15 protein-coding genes are annotated in these 14,150 nt (G+C 62.7%); 2 read left to right on the top strand and 13 right to left on the bottom strand.

The genetic code is table 11. The features are described from left to right. Window positions 1–13: 13 nt before the first annotated feature. The 3 genes from CWM54_RS21980 to CWM54_RS21970 are packed head-to-tail and all read right to left on the bottom strand — an operon-like array spanning window position 14 to window position 3,501. Window positions 14–955, bottom strand: a complete 942-nt coding sequence (locus tag CWM54_RS21980; protein ID WP_012543155.1) for an ABC transporter substrate-binding protein — start codon at window positions 953–955, stop codon at window positions 14–16. Window positions 956–985: 30 nt separating this feature from the next. Continuing rightward, window positions 986–1,984, bottom strand: a complete 999-nt coding sequence (locus CWM54_RS21975; protein WP_004206363.1) for an ABC transporter permease subunit — start codon at window positions 1,982–1,984, stop codon at window positions 986–988. Continuing rightward, a complete protein-coding gene (locus CWM54_RS21970; protein ID WP_100681922.1) occupies window positions 1,981–3,501 on the bottom strand; it encodes a sugar ABC transporter ATP-binding protein in 1,521 nt (506 codons plus the stop codon). The genes CWM54_RS21975 and CWM54_RS21970 overlap by 4 nt, the downstream gene beginning before the upstream one ends. Window positions 3,502–3,680: 179 nt before the next feature. Between CWM54_RS21970 and CWM54_RS21965 the strand changes: the two genes are divergently transcribed. Both CWM54_RS21965 and yjdP read left to right on the top strand, forming a co-directional pair. Beyond that, entirely contained in the window at window positions 3,681–5,966 is a 2,286-nt protein-coding gene (locus CWM54_RS21965) for an ATP-binding protein (RefSeq protein ID WP_061156084.1), read from the top strand. Between the two features lie 70 nt (window positions 5,967–6,036). Beyond that, window positions 6,037–6,375: a DDRRRQL repeat protein YjdP gene (gene yjdP / locus CWM54_RS21960; RefSeq protein ID WP_100681923.1), complete on the top strand. Its 339-nt coding sequence runs from the start codon at window positions 6,037–6,039 to the stop codon at window positions 6,373–6,375. 22 nt (window positions 6,376–6,397) lie between these two features. On the opposite strand, the gene phnP is transcribed toward yjdP, so the two are convergent. From phnP to phnF, 10 genes are all read right to left on the bottom strand, one after another. Continuing rightward, the gene (gene phnP / locus CWM54_RS21955; RefSeq protein WP_100631217.1) at window positions 6,398–7,156 is read right to left on the bottom strand and encodes a phosphonate metabolism protein PhnP; all 759 of its coding nucleotides are present in this window, start codon (window positions 7,154–7,156) and stop codon (window positions 6,398–6,400) included. 15 nt (window positions 7,157–7,171) lie between these two features. Next, window positions 7,172–7,735 carry a ribose 1,5-bisphosphokinase gene (gene phnN, locus CWM54_RS21950; RefSeq protein ID WP_100631218.1) on the bottom strand — a complete coding sequence of 188 codons (564 nt, stop codon included), beginning with the start codon at window positions 7,733–7,735 and terminating at the stop codon, window positions 7,172–7,174. Beyond that, complete coding sequence (gene phnM / locus CWM54_RS21945; protein WP_100698489.1) at window positions 7,735–8,871, bottom strand: alpha-D-ribose 1-methylphosphonate 5-triphosphate diphosphatase; 1,137 nt, start codon at window positions 8,869–8,871, stop codon at window positions 7,735–7,737. Before phnM ends, phnN begins: the two co-directional genes overlap by 1 nt. Continuing rightward, window positions 8,868–9,554 carry a phosphonate C-P lyase system protein PhnL gene (phnL, locus tag CWM54_RS21940; protein ID WP_100681926.1) on the bottom strand — a complete coding sequence of 229 codons (687 nt, stop codon included), beginning with the start codon at window positions 9,552–9,554 and terminating at the stop codon, window positions 8,868–8,870. The genes phnM and phnL overlap by 4 nt, the downstream gene beginning before the upstream one ends. A gap of 108 nt (window positions 9,555–9,662) precedes the next feature. Beyond that, window positions 9,663–10,421: a phosphonate C-P lyase system protein PhnK gene (gene phnK, locus CWM54_RS21935; protein WP_012543148.1), complete on the bottom strand. Its 759-nt coding sequence runs from the start codon at window positions 10,419–10,421 to the stop codon at window positions 9,663–9,665. After that, a complete protein-coding gene (locus tag CWM54_RS21930) occupies window positions 10,418–11,266 on the bottom strand; it encodes an alpha-D-ribose 1-methylphosphonate 5-phosphate C-P-lyase PhnJ (protein WP_002885202.1) in 849 nt (282 codons plus the stop codon). Before CWM54_RS21930 ends, phnK begins: the two co-directional genes overlap by 4 nt. Next, a complete protein-coding gene (locus CWM54_RS21925; RefSeq protein ID WP_100681929.1) occupies window positions 11,259–12,323 on the bottom strand; it encodes a carbon-phosphorus lyase complex subunit PhnI in 1,065 nt (354 codons plus the stop codon). The genes CWM54_RS21930 and CWM54_RS21925 overlap by 8 nt, the downstream gene beginning before the upstream one ends. After that, on the bottom strand, window positions 12,324–12,908 hold the full coding sequence (phnH, locus tag CWM54_RS21920; protein ID WP_100681930.1) for a phosphonate C-P lyase system protein PhnH: 585 nt from the start codon (window positions 12,906–12,908) through the stop codon (window positions 12,324–12,326). Beyond that, window positions 12,905–13,357 carry a phosphonate C-P lyase system protein PhnG gene (gene phnG / locus CWM54_RS21915; protein WP_100681931.1) on the bottom strand — a complete coding sequence of 151 codons (453 nt, stop codon included), beginning with the start codon at window positions 13,355–13,357 and terminating at the stop codon, window positions 12,905–12,907. Before phnG ends, phnH begins: the two co-directional genes overlap by 4 nt. Then, complete coding sequence (gene phnF / locus CWM54_RS21910; RefSeq protein WP_061156076.1) at window positions 13,358–14,083, bottom strand: phosphonate metabolism transcriptional regulator PhnF; 726 nt, start codon at window positions 14,081–14,083, stop codon at window positions 13,358–13,360. It lies immediately after the preceding gene. Window positions 14,084–14,150 lie beyond the last annotated feature (67 nt).

The raw sequence follows: 14,150 nt of genomic DNA, 5'->3' as shown, positions 1-14,150 counted from the left end.
CGCCGGGTTGCGCTTATTTCACGGTCCAGCCTTTGTAAGAGCTGACGTTGTTTTTGTCGATCATGGTCACCGGGATTAGCACTGGCGCGGTCGGCGCCGGTTTGCCCTGCAGGATGTCGTAGCCAATCTCCACCGCCTTCGCCGCCATGACCTGCGGATCCTGCGCCGGCGTCGCGACGAACAGGGAGTTCTTACGCTTCAGCGCCTCTTCGCCGTCCGGGCTGCCGTCGACGCCCACGATGAAGAACTCGCTACGCTGTGCCTGTTTCGCCGCCAGATCGGCGCCAATCGCCGTCGGATCGTTGATCGCGAACACGCCGTCAATCTTCGGATTGGCCGCCAGCAGGGAGGTCATCACCTCCAGGCCGCCTTCCCGGCTGCCTTTGGCGTTCTGGTTGGAGGAGAGGATTTTTATATCCGGGTGTTTTTTGAACTCCGTTTCGCAGCCTTCGACGCGGTTTTGTACCGCAGATACCGGCGGCCCGTTGATGATCACCACGCTGCCTTTGTTGTTCAGGCGGTCGCTAATGTATTTACAGGCCAGCTCGCCCGCCTGGGTGTTATCGGAGGTAATGGTGGCGTCGGCGCCTTCGGCGGCGACGTCAACCGCCACCACCACGATCCCGGCCTCTTTGGCCCGCTTCACCGCCGGGCCAATGCCCTTCGAATCGGCGGCGTTGAGGATGATCATATCGACTTTGGCGGCGATAAAGTTATCGATCTGCGCCACCTGCTGGCCCAAATCGTAGCCGCTGGAGACCAGCGTCACTTTGACGTTATCTCCCGCCAGCTTACGGGCCTCCAGCTCCGCCCCTTTGGTGATCTGCACAAAGAACGGGTTGGCAAGGTCGCCCACCGTCACGCCAATCGCTTTCAGCTCTTTGGCCGACGCAAAGGGGGAGGCGGCCAGCAGCGCGCCAGCACACAGCGCGGTCACTATCGGTTTTAAACGCATTCGCTTTTCCTCGCAGGTAAGATGTTGTTGTTATGCACTTTGATGGTGTCGGGTACGGTATTTGTCGATCAGCACCGCAATGATGATCACCGCCCCTTTGATCACCAGTTGCCAGAAGTAGGAGACCCCCATCAGGGTCATGCCGTTATTGAGGGTGGCGATAATCAGCGCCCCCACCAGCGTACCGGTGATGGTGCCGATACCGCCGACGAAGCTGGTGCCGCCGAGGATCACCGCGGCGATGGCATCCAGCTCGTAGCCGACGCCGAGGTTGCCGTTGGCGCTGTACAGCCGCGAGGCGCTCATTACCCCGCCAAGACCGGAGAGCAGGCCGCTCATGCCGTAGACAAACAGCAGCACCAGCCAGACTTTGATGCCGGTTAGCCGCGCCGCCTGCATGTTGCCGCCCACCGCGTAGATATGCACCCCAAGGGTGGTACGGCGCAGGATAAACCAGCACACCGCGATAACCGCCAGGGCGATGACCACCAGCCACGGCACCGGGCCGAGATAGTCATTGCCGATCCACTCAAAGCTGATATCGGAGTTGATCACCGTGGTGCCGTCAGCCAGCAGATAGGCGGCGCCGCGCAGCGCCGTGTAGGTGCCGAGGGTGACGATAAACGGCGGTAGCCCGGCGAAGGCGACCAGCGCGCCGTTGAACAGCCCAAGCAGCAGGCCGAGCATCAGCGCCGCCGGAATCGACAGCAACGCCAGCTCCGGGATCAGCGACACTACCATTGCCGCCACCGCGGTGGTGCCGAGAATGGAGCCGACGGAGAGGTCAATGCCGCCGGTAAGAATGATGAAGGTCATTCCCGCCGCCAGCACAATGTTGATCGAGGCCTGGCGGGTTATATTCAGCAGATTGCTTTCCGTGAAGAAGTTGGGGGCGATAAAGCCGAACACGGCGACGATCAGGATGAGGATCGGCAGAATGCCGACGGTCTGCATCAGGTCGCCCATCAACATTTTTTTCGCCGAAGCGGATTTCGCGACCGGCGCGGAGGTCTCTTTCGGTATGCTCATAGTTGCCCTGCCTTAAGGTGAGAATCGTTCACGCCGGTGGCCAGCGTCATGATGCTTTCCTGGCTGATATCGCCGGCCTGCAGCTCGCCAGCGATAGTGCCCTCGCGCATCACATAGACCCGGTCGCTCATGCCCACCACTTCGGGCAGCTCGCTGGAGATCATCAGAATGGCGACGCCCTGGCGCGCCATGTCGTTCATGATGCGGTAAATCTCGCTTTTCGCGCCGACGTCGACGCCGCGGGTGGGTTCATCGAGGATCAGAATGCGTGGGCCAATCGCCACCCAGCGTGAAATCAATAATTTCTGCTGGTTGCCGCCGGACAGCCCGCCGGCGCGCACCTGGGCGTGCGGCACGCGGATGTTAAGCAACTGGATGGCGTCATCGGAGATGGTTTGCGCCTTCCGGCGGTTGAGCATCCCCCAGTTCGCATCGCGTTCCAGCGTCGCCATGGTGATGTTTTCCTGGGCTGCCAGTTCGAGAAATAACCCCTGTTCTTTGCGGTTTTCGGTCAGAAAGCCGATCCCGAGGTCGATGGCTTCGCGCGGCGAGTGGATCACCACCGGCTCGCCGTCGATCTCAATCACCCCACCGGTGGCTTTGCGCACGCCGAAAATCAGCTGCGCCAGTTCGGACCGTCCGGCGCCGACCAGTCCGGCGAGGCCGACGATTTCGCCAGCATGCACTACCAGGCTGCTGGGCTTAACCTTGCCGCCATCGGTCAGATCCTCGACCCGCAGGCGCGGCTGGCCGCGGGGAATATCGCGCGCTTTATTGAACAGATCGCTGAGCGGACGACCGACCATCATGCGCACCAGCTCCGCCGCGTTGAGCTTGTCGCGTACCAGGCTGCCGACATACTGCCCATCGCGCAGGACGCTGACGCGGTCGGAAAGCTCATATACTTCCGCCATGCGATGGCTGATATAGATAATCGCCATCCCCTCATCGCGCAGGCGCAGGATGAGCTCGAACAGGCGCTGGGTTTCCCGCGAGGAGAGGGCGGCGGTGGGTTCATCCATCACCAGAATGCGGCTTTGACGGTGGAGTGCGCGGGCGATCTCCACTTGCTGCTGTTCGGCGATGGTCAGGGTCATCACCCGGTCGCTGGCTTTGAACTGAGCGCCGAGGCGGTCGATCACCGCCTGCGCCTGGCTGAGCATCGCTTTACGCTGCACCAGACCACCGCGCGCCAGCTCGCTGCCGAGGAAAATGTTTTCCGCGACGGTGAGGTTCGGCGCCAACTGCATCTCCTGGTAGATCAGCGTGATCCCAGCGGCCAGCGCGTCCTTGGGGCCGCGGATGGTTTGCGGTTTACCGTCGATCAGGATCTCGCCGCTGGTGGCGGTATAGGCGCCGGCAAGGATCTTCATCAGCGTGCTTTTTCCGGCGCCGTTTTCTCCCATCAGGGCATGGATCTCCCCTGGCCAGACCGTCAGGTCTACGCCTTTCAGCGCGTAGAATTTGCCAAAGACTTTGGCAATATGGCGCATTTCCAGTACCGGGGTGGCGGTCATCGCGGCGCTCCTGTCTGTGAGAACAATAGCTGCAGTCCACCACCGGAAAATAAATGCAGAATGTCAGAATCCATTCATATTTGTCATAGTGATAAATAGTTAACCGCGATCACAGTTACGCGGCGTCATTTTCTGCACCGTCACGCTTATCTGCCGACCGATCCTTCACTGGAGTTGCTATGACCGCTCGCCGACACCCGTTTTTCACCAGCGCCCGTGGCCGCCTGCTCTCCTTTAATCTGCTGATGGGCGTGGTCACCCTGCTGGTCAGCGGCGTGGCGGTGTTTGGCTTTCACCACGCCAGCCAGCTGCAGGAGCAGGTGCAGCGCCAGACTCTCAACGACATGCGCGGCAGTATGGATCTGGCGCGGGACACGGCGAATGTCGCCACGGCGGCGGTGCGCCTGTCGCAGGTGGTGGGGGCGCTGGAGTACAAAAGCGAAGCGGAACGGCTGCTGGCGACGCAGCAGGCGCTGAAGCACTCGCTGGCCCAGCTGGCGGCGGCCCCGCTGGCGCAGCAGGAACAGGCGCGGGTGGCCAATATTATTCGCCGCAGCAACGCGCTGCAGCAGAGCGTGGCGGAGATGCTGGAGCGCGGCCAGCGCCGCCATCTGCAGCGCAATGCGCTGCTGAGTTCGCTTTACCAGAATCAGAGCAACCTGCGCCATCTCGCCGATCTTAACGATCGCGGCGGGGATAAGGCGATCGATCCGCGCCGCCTGGCCGAGATGGACCGGCTGATCGTGGCCGCGATCCATACCGTTACGCCGCGGTCGATCGTCCTGCAGCTCGACCAGCTGCGCGGAGACCTGCCTGCAGGCAGCGCCGATCCCGCGCTGGCGTTTTTTCTTCCCGACGTCACCGGGGAGCTGGCGAAGCTGGCCCCGCTGTCGGCCCAGCTGGAGGAGAGTGACCTGACGATCAGCTGGTACATGTACCACATCAAAGCGCTGGTCGCGTTGCTTAACGAGGATATCAATCAGTACGTGACCCGGGTGGCGGAAGCCTCAGAGCAGCGGGCGGCGCAGAGCCATCGGGAGCTGCGCTCCATCAGCATGTTTATTCTGCTTTCCGCGCTGCTGGCGCTGGCGATCACCGGCTGCGCCGGGTGGTATATCTACCGTAACCTCGGCTCGAACCTGACCGCCATCTCCCTGGCGATGTCACGGCTGGCTCAGGGAGAGCCGAACGTCTCGGTGCCGGCCCTGCAGCGGCGTGATGAGCTGGGCGAGCTGGCGCGGGCCTTTAACGTTTTCGCCCGCAATACGGCGTCGCTGGAACACACCACCCGGCTGCTGAAAGAGAAGACCACCCAGATGGAGATCGATCGGATTAAGCGCCAGGAGCTGGAAGAGGCGCTGCTGCACAGCCAGAAGATGAAGGCCGTCGGCCAGTTGACCGGGGGGCTGGCGCATGACTTTAACAACCTGCTGGCGGTGATCATCGGCAGCCTCGAGCTGGTGGAACCGGACGCACGCGATGCGCCGCGACTCTCCAGGGCGCTGAAGGCGGCGGAGCGTGGGGCGCTTCTGACCCAGCGGCTGCTGGCCTTTTCGCGCAAACAGGCGCTGCATCCCCAGGCGGTGGCGATGGCGCCGCTGCTGGAGAACCTCAGCGAGCTGATGCGTCACTCCCTGCCAGCGACCTTAAGCCTGGAAATTGAGGCGCAGTCGCCGGCGTGGCCGGCATGGATAGACGTTGGCCAGCTGGAAAACGCCCTGATCAATCTGGTGATGAACGCCCGCGACGCCATGGCCGGGCGCGACGGGGTTATCAAAATACGCACCTGGAATCAGCGGGTCACCCGCAGCAGCGGCCAGCGGCAGGATATGGTGGCGCTGGAGGTAATCGATCATGGCAGTGGGATGTCGCAGGCGGTGAAAGCCCGGGTGTTTGAACCGTTCTTCACCACTAAAGCCACCGGCAGCGGCAGCGGTCTGGGGCTGTCGATGGTGTATGGTTTTGTGCGCCAGTCGGGCGGTAGGGTGGCGCTGGAGAGCGCGCCGGGGCAGGGGACGACGGTGCGGCTGCAGCTGCCGCGGGCGATGACCGAGGTTGAGACGACGGTGGCGCCAGCGGAGGACGAGCCGCTGCCGGCGGGAGAACGGCTGGCGCTGGTGCTGGAAGATGAAGAGGATGTCCGCCAGACGCTGTGTGAACAGCTGCATCAGCTGGGCTGGCTGACGCTGGAGACGCCGAGTGGCGAAGAGGCGCTGCAGCTGCTGGAGGCGTCGCCAGATATTGCGCTGTTGATTAGCGATCTGATGCTGCCCGGCGCACTGAGCGGTGCCGACGTGATCCATACCGCCCGACGCCGCTTTCCGGCGCTGCCGGTGCTGCTGATTAGCGGCCAGGATTTGCGTCCGGCGCAGAACCCGGCCCTGCCGGAAGTGGAGTGGCTGCGTAAGCCGTTTACCCGCGCCCAGCTGGCGCAGGCGCTGAGCGCGGCGTACGCGAGGATTTGAGATTCCTCCGCTACTCGGGTGGCGTTCGCTTGATTAAGGTAGCGGCAGGACTCTGACGAGATTGGCCCCGATGAAACGTTACGCAACCGCACTGTTCTTTTGCACCCTGTCGCTGACCAGCCTGGCCGCTCGCGCCGATATTATCGACGACGCGATCGGCAATATTCAGCAAGCCATTAACGACGCCTATAACCCGGGCAGCAGCCGTTCCAGTGACGACGACGGGCGCTACGATGACGGTAGCTATCAGGGGAGCCGTCAGCAGAGCCGCGACAGCCAGCGTCAGTATGACGATCGACAACGGCAACTGGACGATCGCCGCCGCCAGCTTGACGAACGCCAGCGCCAGCTCGATCAGGATCGTCGCCAGTTAGAAAGCGACCAGCGTCGCCTGGATGATAGCTACTGATCGCCCTGCGGCAGACCCGCGCTTAATCCAGCACGATTTCCATCCCGTCATATCCCGCTTCGAAACCTGTCGGCAGCGGGTTATCCATCATCCAGACATCTAACTGGTGGCTGATATGGGTGAGGATCACTCGCGGACAGCCGATCACCTGGTTAAGGTGGCGGACGGTGTTCAGATCGTTATGGTTACGCGGGGTCTGCGCGCGCGGCTCATGACTGCAATCGATGATCATCGCCTGCGGGCGGTTGTTGAGTAAAAACTTCAGCGTCTTGTCCGGCAGTCCGGCGGTATCCGAGAGCCAGGCCACCCGGCTGTGGGCCGACTCCAGCAGATAACCGAAGGTCAGCTTCGAGTGGTTGAGCGGCAGGGGCGTCACCCGCAGCCCCTGCAGGTCAAACACCACAAATGGCGTGACGGTATGGCTAAAATCGAGCAGGCCGGGGTGCTTGAGCAGATCGTCGCAGCCGGCGTCGTCCGGCGGGCCATAGACCGGGATCGGCGCGCCGACTCCCCAGCGCAGCGGAAACAGCCCCTGCACATGATCCAGATGATAGTGGGTCAGCAGCACCTGCTGAAAACTACCGGCGGGATGATGTTCCATCAGTTCCGGCCTCCCGGCATCCAGCAACGTCACGGCGTTGTTGAACGTCACCACTCCGCTACAGGGGCGGCGGCGGTGATTTTCCTCGCGGCGGGCGCGGCGGCAGGCCGCGCAGTCGCAACCGAAGACGGGTACCAGCTGGGCGCCGCCGGTGCCGGTTAAGCGGATTGTCAGGCTCATCGTGTCACCTTTCACTCATACCGGTTGATTCTCTACGCGTGCCACGTGGCTGCGCAGCAGGCGGAAGAAATCGTCAACCGATTGTCTGAGACTCCCGTCATTATTCAACGTCAGGCAATTGTCTGGCTTATAGCGCGCGGCACGATCCAGACGCTGGGCGATTTCTACTGCATTTTCCCGGCCGCGCTGCTCCAGCCGCTGGCGCAGCACCGGCGGCGAGACAGCGAGACAGATCGGCACCAATACCTCACCGTAGCGTTCCCGCGCCAGCGCCAGATGGGCGCGGGAGCCGTTGGCCACCACGTCGAAGCCGGCGTGCAGCCACAGGTCGATCTCCACGCCAATGCCATAGTAAGTATTGTTGGCGTGCCAGCTGAGAGCAAAAAGATGCTGCTCGGCGCGGGTAAAAAATTCATGTTCGCTGAGGGCGATATGATTCTCGCTGCCCGCGTTAAACGGACGGGTAATGTAACGATGGGCCACCAGCAGCTGCGGGTGCTCGCGTTCGCGCAGTGCCGCCAGCAGGCTGTCTTTACCGGAGCCGGAAGGGCCCACCAGCCAAATCAATTTTCCCGGCATTAAAAGACCCTCGTTCCCTGGCGCCAGACATGGTCGATGTGCACATGCTCGCCGCGACGGTGCGCCAGCACCAGGTCGGCGCGTTTCCCCTCGGCGATAACGCCGCGATCGTCGAGGCCCAGCGCCTGCGCCGGATGCTTGCTGACCAGACGGATCGCCTGTGCCAGGGTGAAGGCGTTATCCTCGGCGTCGGCGATGCGGAACGCCGCATCCAGCAGACTGGCCGGATAGTAGTCAGACGAGAGAATATCCAGCAATCCACTGCTCGCCAGCTGGTGCGCCGCGATGTTGCCGGAGTGCGAACCGCCGCGCACGATATTGGGCGCCCCCATCAGGACGTGGAGGCCGTGCTGGCGGGAGGCCCGGGCGGCGGCCAGCGTAGTGGGAAACTCGGCGATCACGCTCCCCAGCTGGTGGGATTCGACCACGTGCTCCTCGGTGGCGTCGTCGTGGCTGGCAAGGGCGATATGGCGTGAGCGGCACATGGCGGCGATGGTCTGGCGATTCGGCTGCGACCAGGTGGCGGCCAGGGCCATCTGCTCGGCTTCAAAACGGTCCATCTCGTCATGCGTCAGATGATATTTGCCCTGATAATAATCGCGGTACTTGCTGCGATCGGCGTACTGACGCTGGCCTGGCGAGTGGTCCATCAGAGAGACCATGCTCACTGACTCGCGGTCAATCAGCTTTTCGAACAGCGGTAGCGTGGTGTGATGCGGCAGCTCGCAGCGCAGGTGCAGGCGGTGCTCGGCGCGGTTGAGGCCGCGCTTTTGCGTCTCTTCCACCGCATTGACCATCTTCTCCAGATTCTCAAGACGATCGCCGCCATCGCGCACGTCGCCAATCGCCACGGCATCCAGCACGGTGGTGATGCCGCTGGCGACCATCATGGCGTCATGGCTGCTCATCGCCGAGTGGGCTGGCCAATCCACTTTTGGCCGCGGCGTAAAGAATTTGTCGAGATTATCGGTATGCAGCTCGATAAGGCCCGGCAGCAGCCAGCCGCCTTCTCCATCCAGCGCCTGTGGCAGCCGGCTCTGGCTTTCGGCAAAGGCGAGGATGCGACCGTGCTGGACTTCCAGTGAGCCGTGGACCACGTCGTGGTCGAGAACCAGTTTTACGTTATTGATAATCATGCTGTCATTCCCATGGAGTGCAGTCGGTCGGCGACCTGGCGGCGCACTCCTTCGTCATGGAAAATCCCCACGATGGCCGCGCCGCGCGCTTTGGCATCGTGGATCAGGTTGACCACGGCAGCACTGTTTTTGGCATCCAGTGAGGCGGTGGGCTCATCAAGGAGCAGAATCGGATAGTCGACCGCAAAGCCGCGGGCGATGTTGACCCGCTGCTGCTCGCCGCCTGAAAAGGTCGACGGCGCAAGGTGCCACAGGCGTTCCGGAACGTTGAGGCGGGTCAGGAGTTGGGCGGCTTTCGCGGCGCTCGCTTCACGCGGCGTCCCAAGGTCGAGCAGCGGCTGCATCACCACCTCCAGTGCTGAAATGCGCGGGATCACCCGCAGAAACTGGCTGACCCAGCCGATGGTGGTTTTGCGCACTTCCAGTACCTTGCGTGGGGTGGCGGTGACCAGATCCACCCATTCCTCGCCGTGGCGGATGTGGATATGGCCGCTGTCCGGCAGATAATTGGCATACAGCGAACGCAGCAACGTCGATTTGCCGCTGCCGGAGTGACCGTGGAGTACCACGCACTCCCCGGCGTTAACGGTCAGCGAGGCGTCGGCCAGCACCGGCAGGCGCACGCCGTGCTGTTGGTGCAGAACAAAGGTTTTATGGATGTTTTCAACGCGTATGGCGTTCATTTTTAGCCTCATTAGCATTTGAGCCTCCCCGGCGTCGCGTTGCTCGGCCGGGCTACTCTGAATTTGTAGCCCGGCCAAGCGCAGCGCCGCCGGGAATGGCACCGAGGGTTAGTTCTGCAACACCGACGACACCAGCAGCTGGGTGTAAGGGTGGTGCGGATCGTCGAGCACCCGGTCGGTTAAGCCACTCTCGACTACCTGGCCCTGCTTCATCACCAGCAGACGGTTCGCCAGCAGGCGGGCGACGCCGAGATCGTGGGTAACAATCACCACCGCCAGATTCAGTTCCACCGCGAGGCCGCGCAGCAGGTCAAGCAGCCTCGCCTGCACGGACACATCCAGCCCGCCGGTGGGTTCATCCATAAACACCAGCTTCGGCTGGGTGACGAGGTTGCGGGCGATCTGCAGACGCTGCTGCATGCCGCCGGAAAAGGTGGTGGGCAGGTCGTCGATGCGCGAGGGCGGGATCTCCACCTCTTGCAGCCACTTTTCGGCGGTGGCGCGAATGTTGCCGTAGTGGCGGGCGCCGGTGGCCATCAGCCGTTCGCCGATGTTGCCCCCGGCGGAGACCTGGCGACGCAGGCCGTCCATCGGGTGCTGATGCACCACGCCCCATTCGGTACGTAGCAGGCGGCGGCGTTCGGCTTCGCTCATGGCATACAGCGAGCGCTGCTGGTACAGCACCTCGCCCTGCTGCGGCGTCAGACGGGCGGAAATCGCCTTCAGCAGGGTGGTTTTACCGGAGCCGGATTCCCCGACGATGCCGAGTACTTCTCCCGGCCACAGTTCAAAGGAGACATCGCGAAAACCTTTGTCCGGGGCGTAGAGATGGGTCAGGTTATTCACAGCAAGTAATGGCTGGCTCATTTTTTCTGCCCCTCGCTCTGCTGGCGGCAATAGTCGGTATCGGAGCAGACAAACATCCGCTGGCCGCTGTCATCCAGTACCACTTCGTCGAGGTAGCTGTGGCGCGAGCCGCAGATGGCGCAGGGCTCATCCCACTCCTGCACGGTAAATGGATGGTCGTCGAAATCGAGACTCTCCACCGGGGTATAGGGCGGCACCGCGTAGATCCGCTTTTCGCGCCCGGCGCCGAACAGCTGCAGCGCCGGCATCATGTGCATTTTCGGGTTATCGAATTTTGGGATCGGCGAAGGGTCCATCACGTAGCGGCCATTGACCTTCACCGGGTAGGCGTAGGTGGTGGCGATATGGCCGAAGCGGGCGATATCTTCATACAGTTTCACCTGCATGACGCCGTACTCTTCCAGCGCGTGCATGGTGCGGGTTTCGGTTTCGCGCGGCTCGATAAAGCGCAGCGGCTCCGGGATCGGCACTTGATAGATCAGGATCTGATCCTCCACCAGCGGCGTCTCCGGGATCCGGTGGCGGGTCTGGATCAGGGTGGCGTCTTCGGTACGCTCGGTGGTGGCGACACCGGTGACGCGCTTAAAGAACTGACGAATCGACACCGCGTTGGTGGTGTCATCGGCGCCCTGGTCAATCACCTTCAGCACGTCGTTCTCGCCGATGACGCTGGCGGTCAGCTGGATGCCGCCGGTGCCCCAACCGTAGGGCATTGGCATTTCGCGACCGCCGAACGGCACCTGGTAGCCGGGAATCGCTACCGCTTTGAGGATCGCCCGGCGGATCATGCGCTTGGTTTGCTCGTCGAGATAAGCAAAGTTATAGCCAGTCAGTGGGTTAGCCACGTTCGTTCTCCCGTTGCAGGCGTTTCAACAGCGCCAGTTCGGCCTGGAAATCGACATAGTGCGGTAGTTTCAGATGCGAGACGAAGCCGGCCGCTTCGACGTTATCGGCATGGGCCAGCACAAACTCTTCATCCTGAGCCGGGCCAGCAATCTCTTCGTCGTAGTCCGGCGCCTGCAGGGCGCGGTCGACGAGGGCCATCGCCATTGCTTTGCGCTCGCTCATGCCGAAGGTCAGACCGTAGCCGCGGGTGAAGTGCGGCGGCTCATCCTGCGGGGCGACGAAGCCGTTGACCATCTCACACTCGGTCAGCAGCAGCTCGCCAATATTGACGCTAAAGCCCAGCTCTTCCGGGACGATTTCCACCTGCACGTAACCGCTGCGGATCTCGCCGGCAAACGGATGGTTGCGGCCATAGCCGCGCTGGGTCGAGTAGGCCAGCGCCAGCAGGTAGCCTTCATCGCCGCGCATCAGCTGCTGTAGACGCGAGGAACGCGAACAGGGGTAGACCGGTGGAGTGCGGGTAATATCATCGGGCGGCGTGCCGTGGTCCTGCTCCGCTTTTGCCAGCCGCTGCTGCGCCAGCAGGTGGAAGACGTGCGGCGTCGGCTCTGCTTCGCCATCGGCTTGCTGCACAGACGGCGCTTCGCCGTTGGCCAGCAGGGTAAAATCGAGCAGGCGATGGGTGTAGTCGTAGGTGGGGCCCAGCAGCTGGCCGCCGGGAATGTCTTTGTACACTGCGGAGATGCGGCGTTCGAGGCGCATCTCCGCAGTGTTAATCGGTTCGCTGACCGCCAGCCGCGGTAGGGTGGTGCGGTAGGCGCGCAGCAGGAAGATCGCTTCGACGTTATCACCGCTGGCCTGCTTGAGCGCCAGTGCCGCCAGTTTGCGGTCGGCGATGCCACCCTCGGTCATCACCCGGTCCACCGCCAGGTTGAGCTGTTCGCCTATCTGATCAACGCTCAGTTCGGGAAGCCGTCCATCGCCCCGCCGTTTCTGTTCCTGTAAGGCGTGAGCGGCGAGGATCGCCTTCTCGCCGCCCTTGACGGCTACATACATTTAGCAAACCTCCACGTGGGTGGTGCGCGGGATCGCCAGCAGGCGCTCGCCGCAGGTGAGGATCAGGTCGATGCCCAGCGGGAACGGGTGCGGGCGTTCGGTTAATTCGTCGATGATGCAGTCCGGCAGTTGGGGCGCAATCATTCGCTCTTCGGCAATGCCTGCCCCGGTCAGGCGCAGCATGCGTCCGCCGCTGAGGCTGGCGAGCTGAACAATCAGCGTGACGCCGGTTTCCGGAGCGGTGACGGTGCCAGCGGAAAGGACGTTGAGCTGCTCGGCGCTGATACCGTCATTGGCGACGGCAAAGACCGCCTGCTGCGGCTGGTCCACCAGCGGCGCGCCGGTATGAAAGCGCAGATTCTGTCCCACCAGATCGTTATGCAGGGCGCTGGTGAGCCAGACCGGCGTTTCATGATCGGCAAGGGTCAGCAGCAGGCTGGTGGAGGCCACGTTCAATGGCTGCCAGCCGTGCTGAAGCTGCTGCAGGGAGACAATCACCCCCGGCTCGCTCATCGCTTTCAGCAAGCGACGAAAACTGTGTTGGGCATCCTGCACAGCCAGGGTAAAAGCGGGTTGTAAGGTCATGCGTTATCTCCGCGAACCAGGGTAAAGAAGTCGACCCGGCTGGCGTTGACTTCGGCGCGTCGGGCTTCAATGCGCGCGCTGCGTAGCGCTTCCAGCGGGGTTATCAGGGTTTCCATTAACGTGTGAAAATGGCGGGGCGACTGCAGCAGGGCGTCGATGACCGCGCAGCGTTCGGCATGCGGGCGGTCGCGGCCTAAGATCCAGCTGTAACCGAGCGTCCCGTCGGCCAGACGTACCGCCGCGCGGGTGAGCGTGGCGTCGCCGGCAAAGAAACGGTCGCCGATGCCACCCATGCGGGCCTGGAGCTGTACCAGCCCGGTTTCCGGGGTGCGAATCAATTCATACGCCGGCGCCAGCTGCAGGGACTGCATGCGCGCCAGAAGATCTTGCGGTTCACTGTGGGCCAGGATGGACATCCAGCGCTGGCGGGTGGCGGTATCGAAGTGCATTCAGTGCTCCATGGTAAATTCAATCATGTCGGCGCGGGTCAGGCTGACGGAGTATTCGATGGGGGTCTGCTCGCCCTGGCGGCTGTTAAGGGTGCGCACGCAGAGCAGCGGCGCCATGTTGGGGATCTCCAGCAGCTTGCTCTCTTTTGCCTGCGCGCGGCGGGCGCTGATTTTGGTGCGCGCCCGGGTCAGTTCGACGGCGAGCCGATCGCGCAACAGGTCGTGCAGCGAGCCGTGGCTGAAGGTTTGCAATACCTGCCAGAAGCGCAGGTCGGCGAAGTAGTGGTCGATCAGGCACAGGGCGACGCCATTGACCCGGCGCAGGGTGCGCAGGTGGATGACGTTATCGCCCTCATTGATGCCAAAGGCCTCGGCAACATGCGCGCTGGCGGGCCGCAGCACCGACAGCAGCTTTTCGCTGGTGGGATCGCTGCCCTGTTCCAACAGGTTCTGACTGAAACGCGCCTGGGCATTGAGCGGGTAATCGATGGGTCGCATCAGCACCAGCACGCCCACGCCCTGACGGCGCTGGACCCAGCCACGTTCAACCAACTGGTCAATGGCCCGGCGCAGGGTGTGGCGATTGACATCAAAGCGCGTCGCCAGCTGCTGCTCGGCGGGCAGATAGTCGCCGCAGCGATAGTGGTGGCGCAGCTCCTGCTCAAGTCGGGCGGCAATTTCCTGATAGCGCGTGGGGTAACTGGTCGGATGTCTGGACAGGTGCATAGTCATCAAGCCTCACACAGCATAGGCGAGGAAGTCCCTCGCGTTGTGGGCCGATCCTGACCGGTTT

It is taken from the genome of Klebsiella sp. D-Nf1 (assembly GCF_002810515.1).
In the GTDB taxonomy this organism is placed as follows: Bacteria; Pseudomonadota; Gammaproteobacteria; order Enterobacterales; family Enterobacteriaceae; genus Klebsiella; species Klebsiella variicola.
This window is presented reverse-complemented; position numbering and strand designations above follow the sequence as displayed.

Excerpts from the sequence above, each read along its gene's own strand:
- CWM54_RS21980 (WP_012543155.1), bottom strand. The coding sequence starts at position 955 with ATGCGTTTAAAACCGATAGTGACCGCGCTGTGTGCTGGCGCGCTGCTG.
- CWM54_RS21975 (WP_004206363.1), bottom strand. The coding sequence starts at position 1,984 with ATGAGCATACCGAAAGAGACCTCCGCGCCGGTCGCGAAATCCGCTTCG.
- CWM54_RS21970 (WP_100681922.1), bottom strand. The coding sequence starts at position 3,501 with ATGACCGCCACCCCGGTACTGGAAATGCGCCATATTGCCAAAGTCTTT.
- CWM54_RS21965 (WP_061156084.1), top strand. The coding sequence starts at position 3,681 with ATGACCGCTCGCCGACACCCGTTTTTCACCAGCGCCCGTGGCCGCCTG.
- yjdP (WP_100681923.1), top strand. The coding sequence starts at position 6,037 with ATGAAACGTTACGCAACCGCACTGTTCTTTTGCACCCTGTCGCTGACC.
- phnP (WP_100631217.1), bottom strand. The coding sequence starts at position 7,156 with ATGAGCCTGACAATCCGCTTAACCGGCACCGGCGGCGCCCAGCTGGTA.
- phnN (WP_100631218.1), bottom strand. The coding sequence starts at position 7,735 with ATGCCGGGAAAATTGATTTGGCTGGTGGGCCCTTCCGGCTCCGGTAAA.
- phnM (WP_100698489.1), bottom strand. The coding sequence starts at position 8,871 with ATGATTATCAATAACGTAAAACTGGTTCTCGACCACGACGTGGTCCAC.
- phnL (WP_100681926.1), bottom strand. The coding sequence starts at position 9,554 with ATGAACGCCATACGCGTTGAAAACATCCATAAAACCTTTGTTCTGCAC.
- phnK (WP_012543148.1), bottom strand. The coding sequence starts at position 10,421 with ATGAGCCAGCCATTACTTGCTGTGAATAACCTGACCCATCTCTACGCC.
- CWM54_RS21925 (WP_100681929.1), bottom strand. The coding sequence starts at position 12,323 with ATGTATGTAGCCGTCAAGGGCGGCGAGAAGGCGATCCTCGCCGCTCAC.
- phnH (WP_100681930.1), bottom strand. The coding sequence starts at position 12,908 with ATGACCTTACAACCCGCTTTTACCCTGGCTGTGCAGGATGCCCAACAC.
- phnG (WP_100681931.1), bottom strand. The coding sequence starts at position 13,357 with ATGCACTTCGATACCGCCACCCGCCAGCGCTGGATGTCCATCCTGGCC.
- phnF (WP_061156076.1), bottom strand. The coding sequence starts at position 14,083 with ATGCACCTGTCCAGACATCCGACCAGTTACCCCACGCGCTATCAGGAA.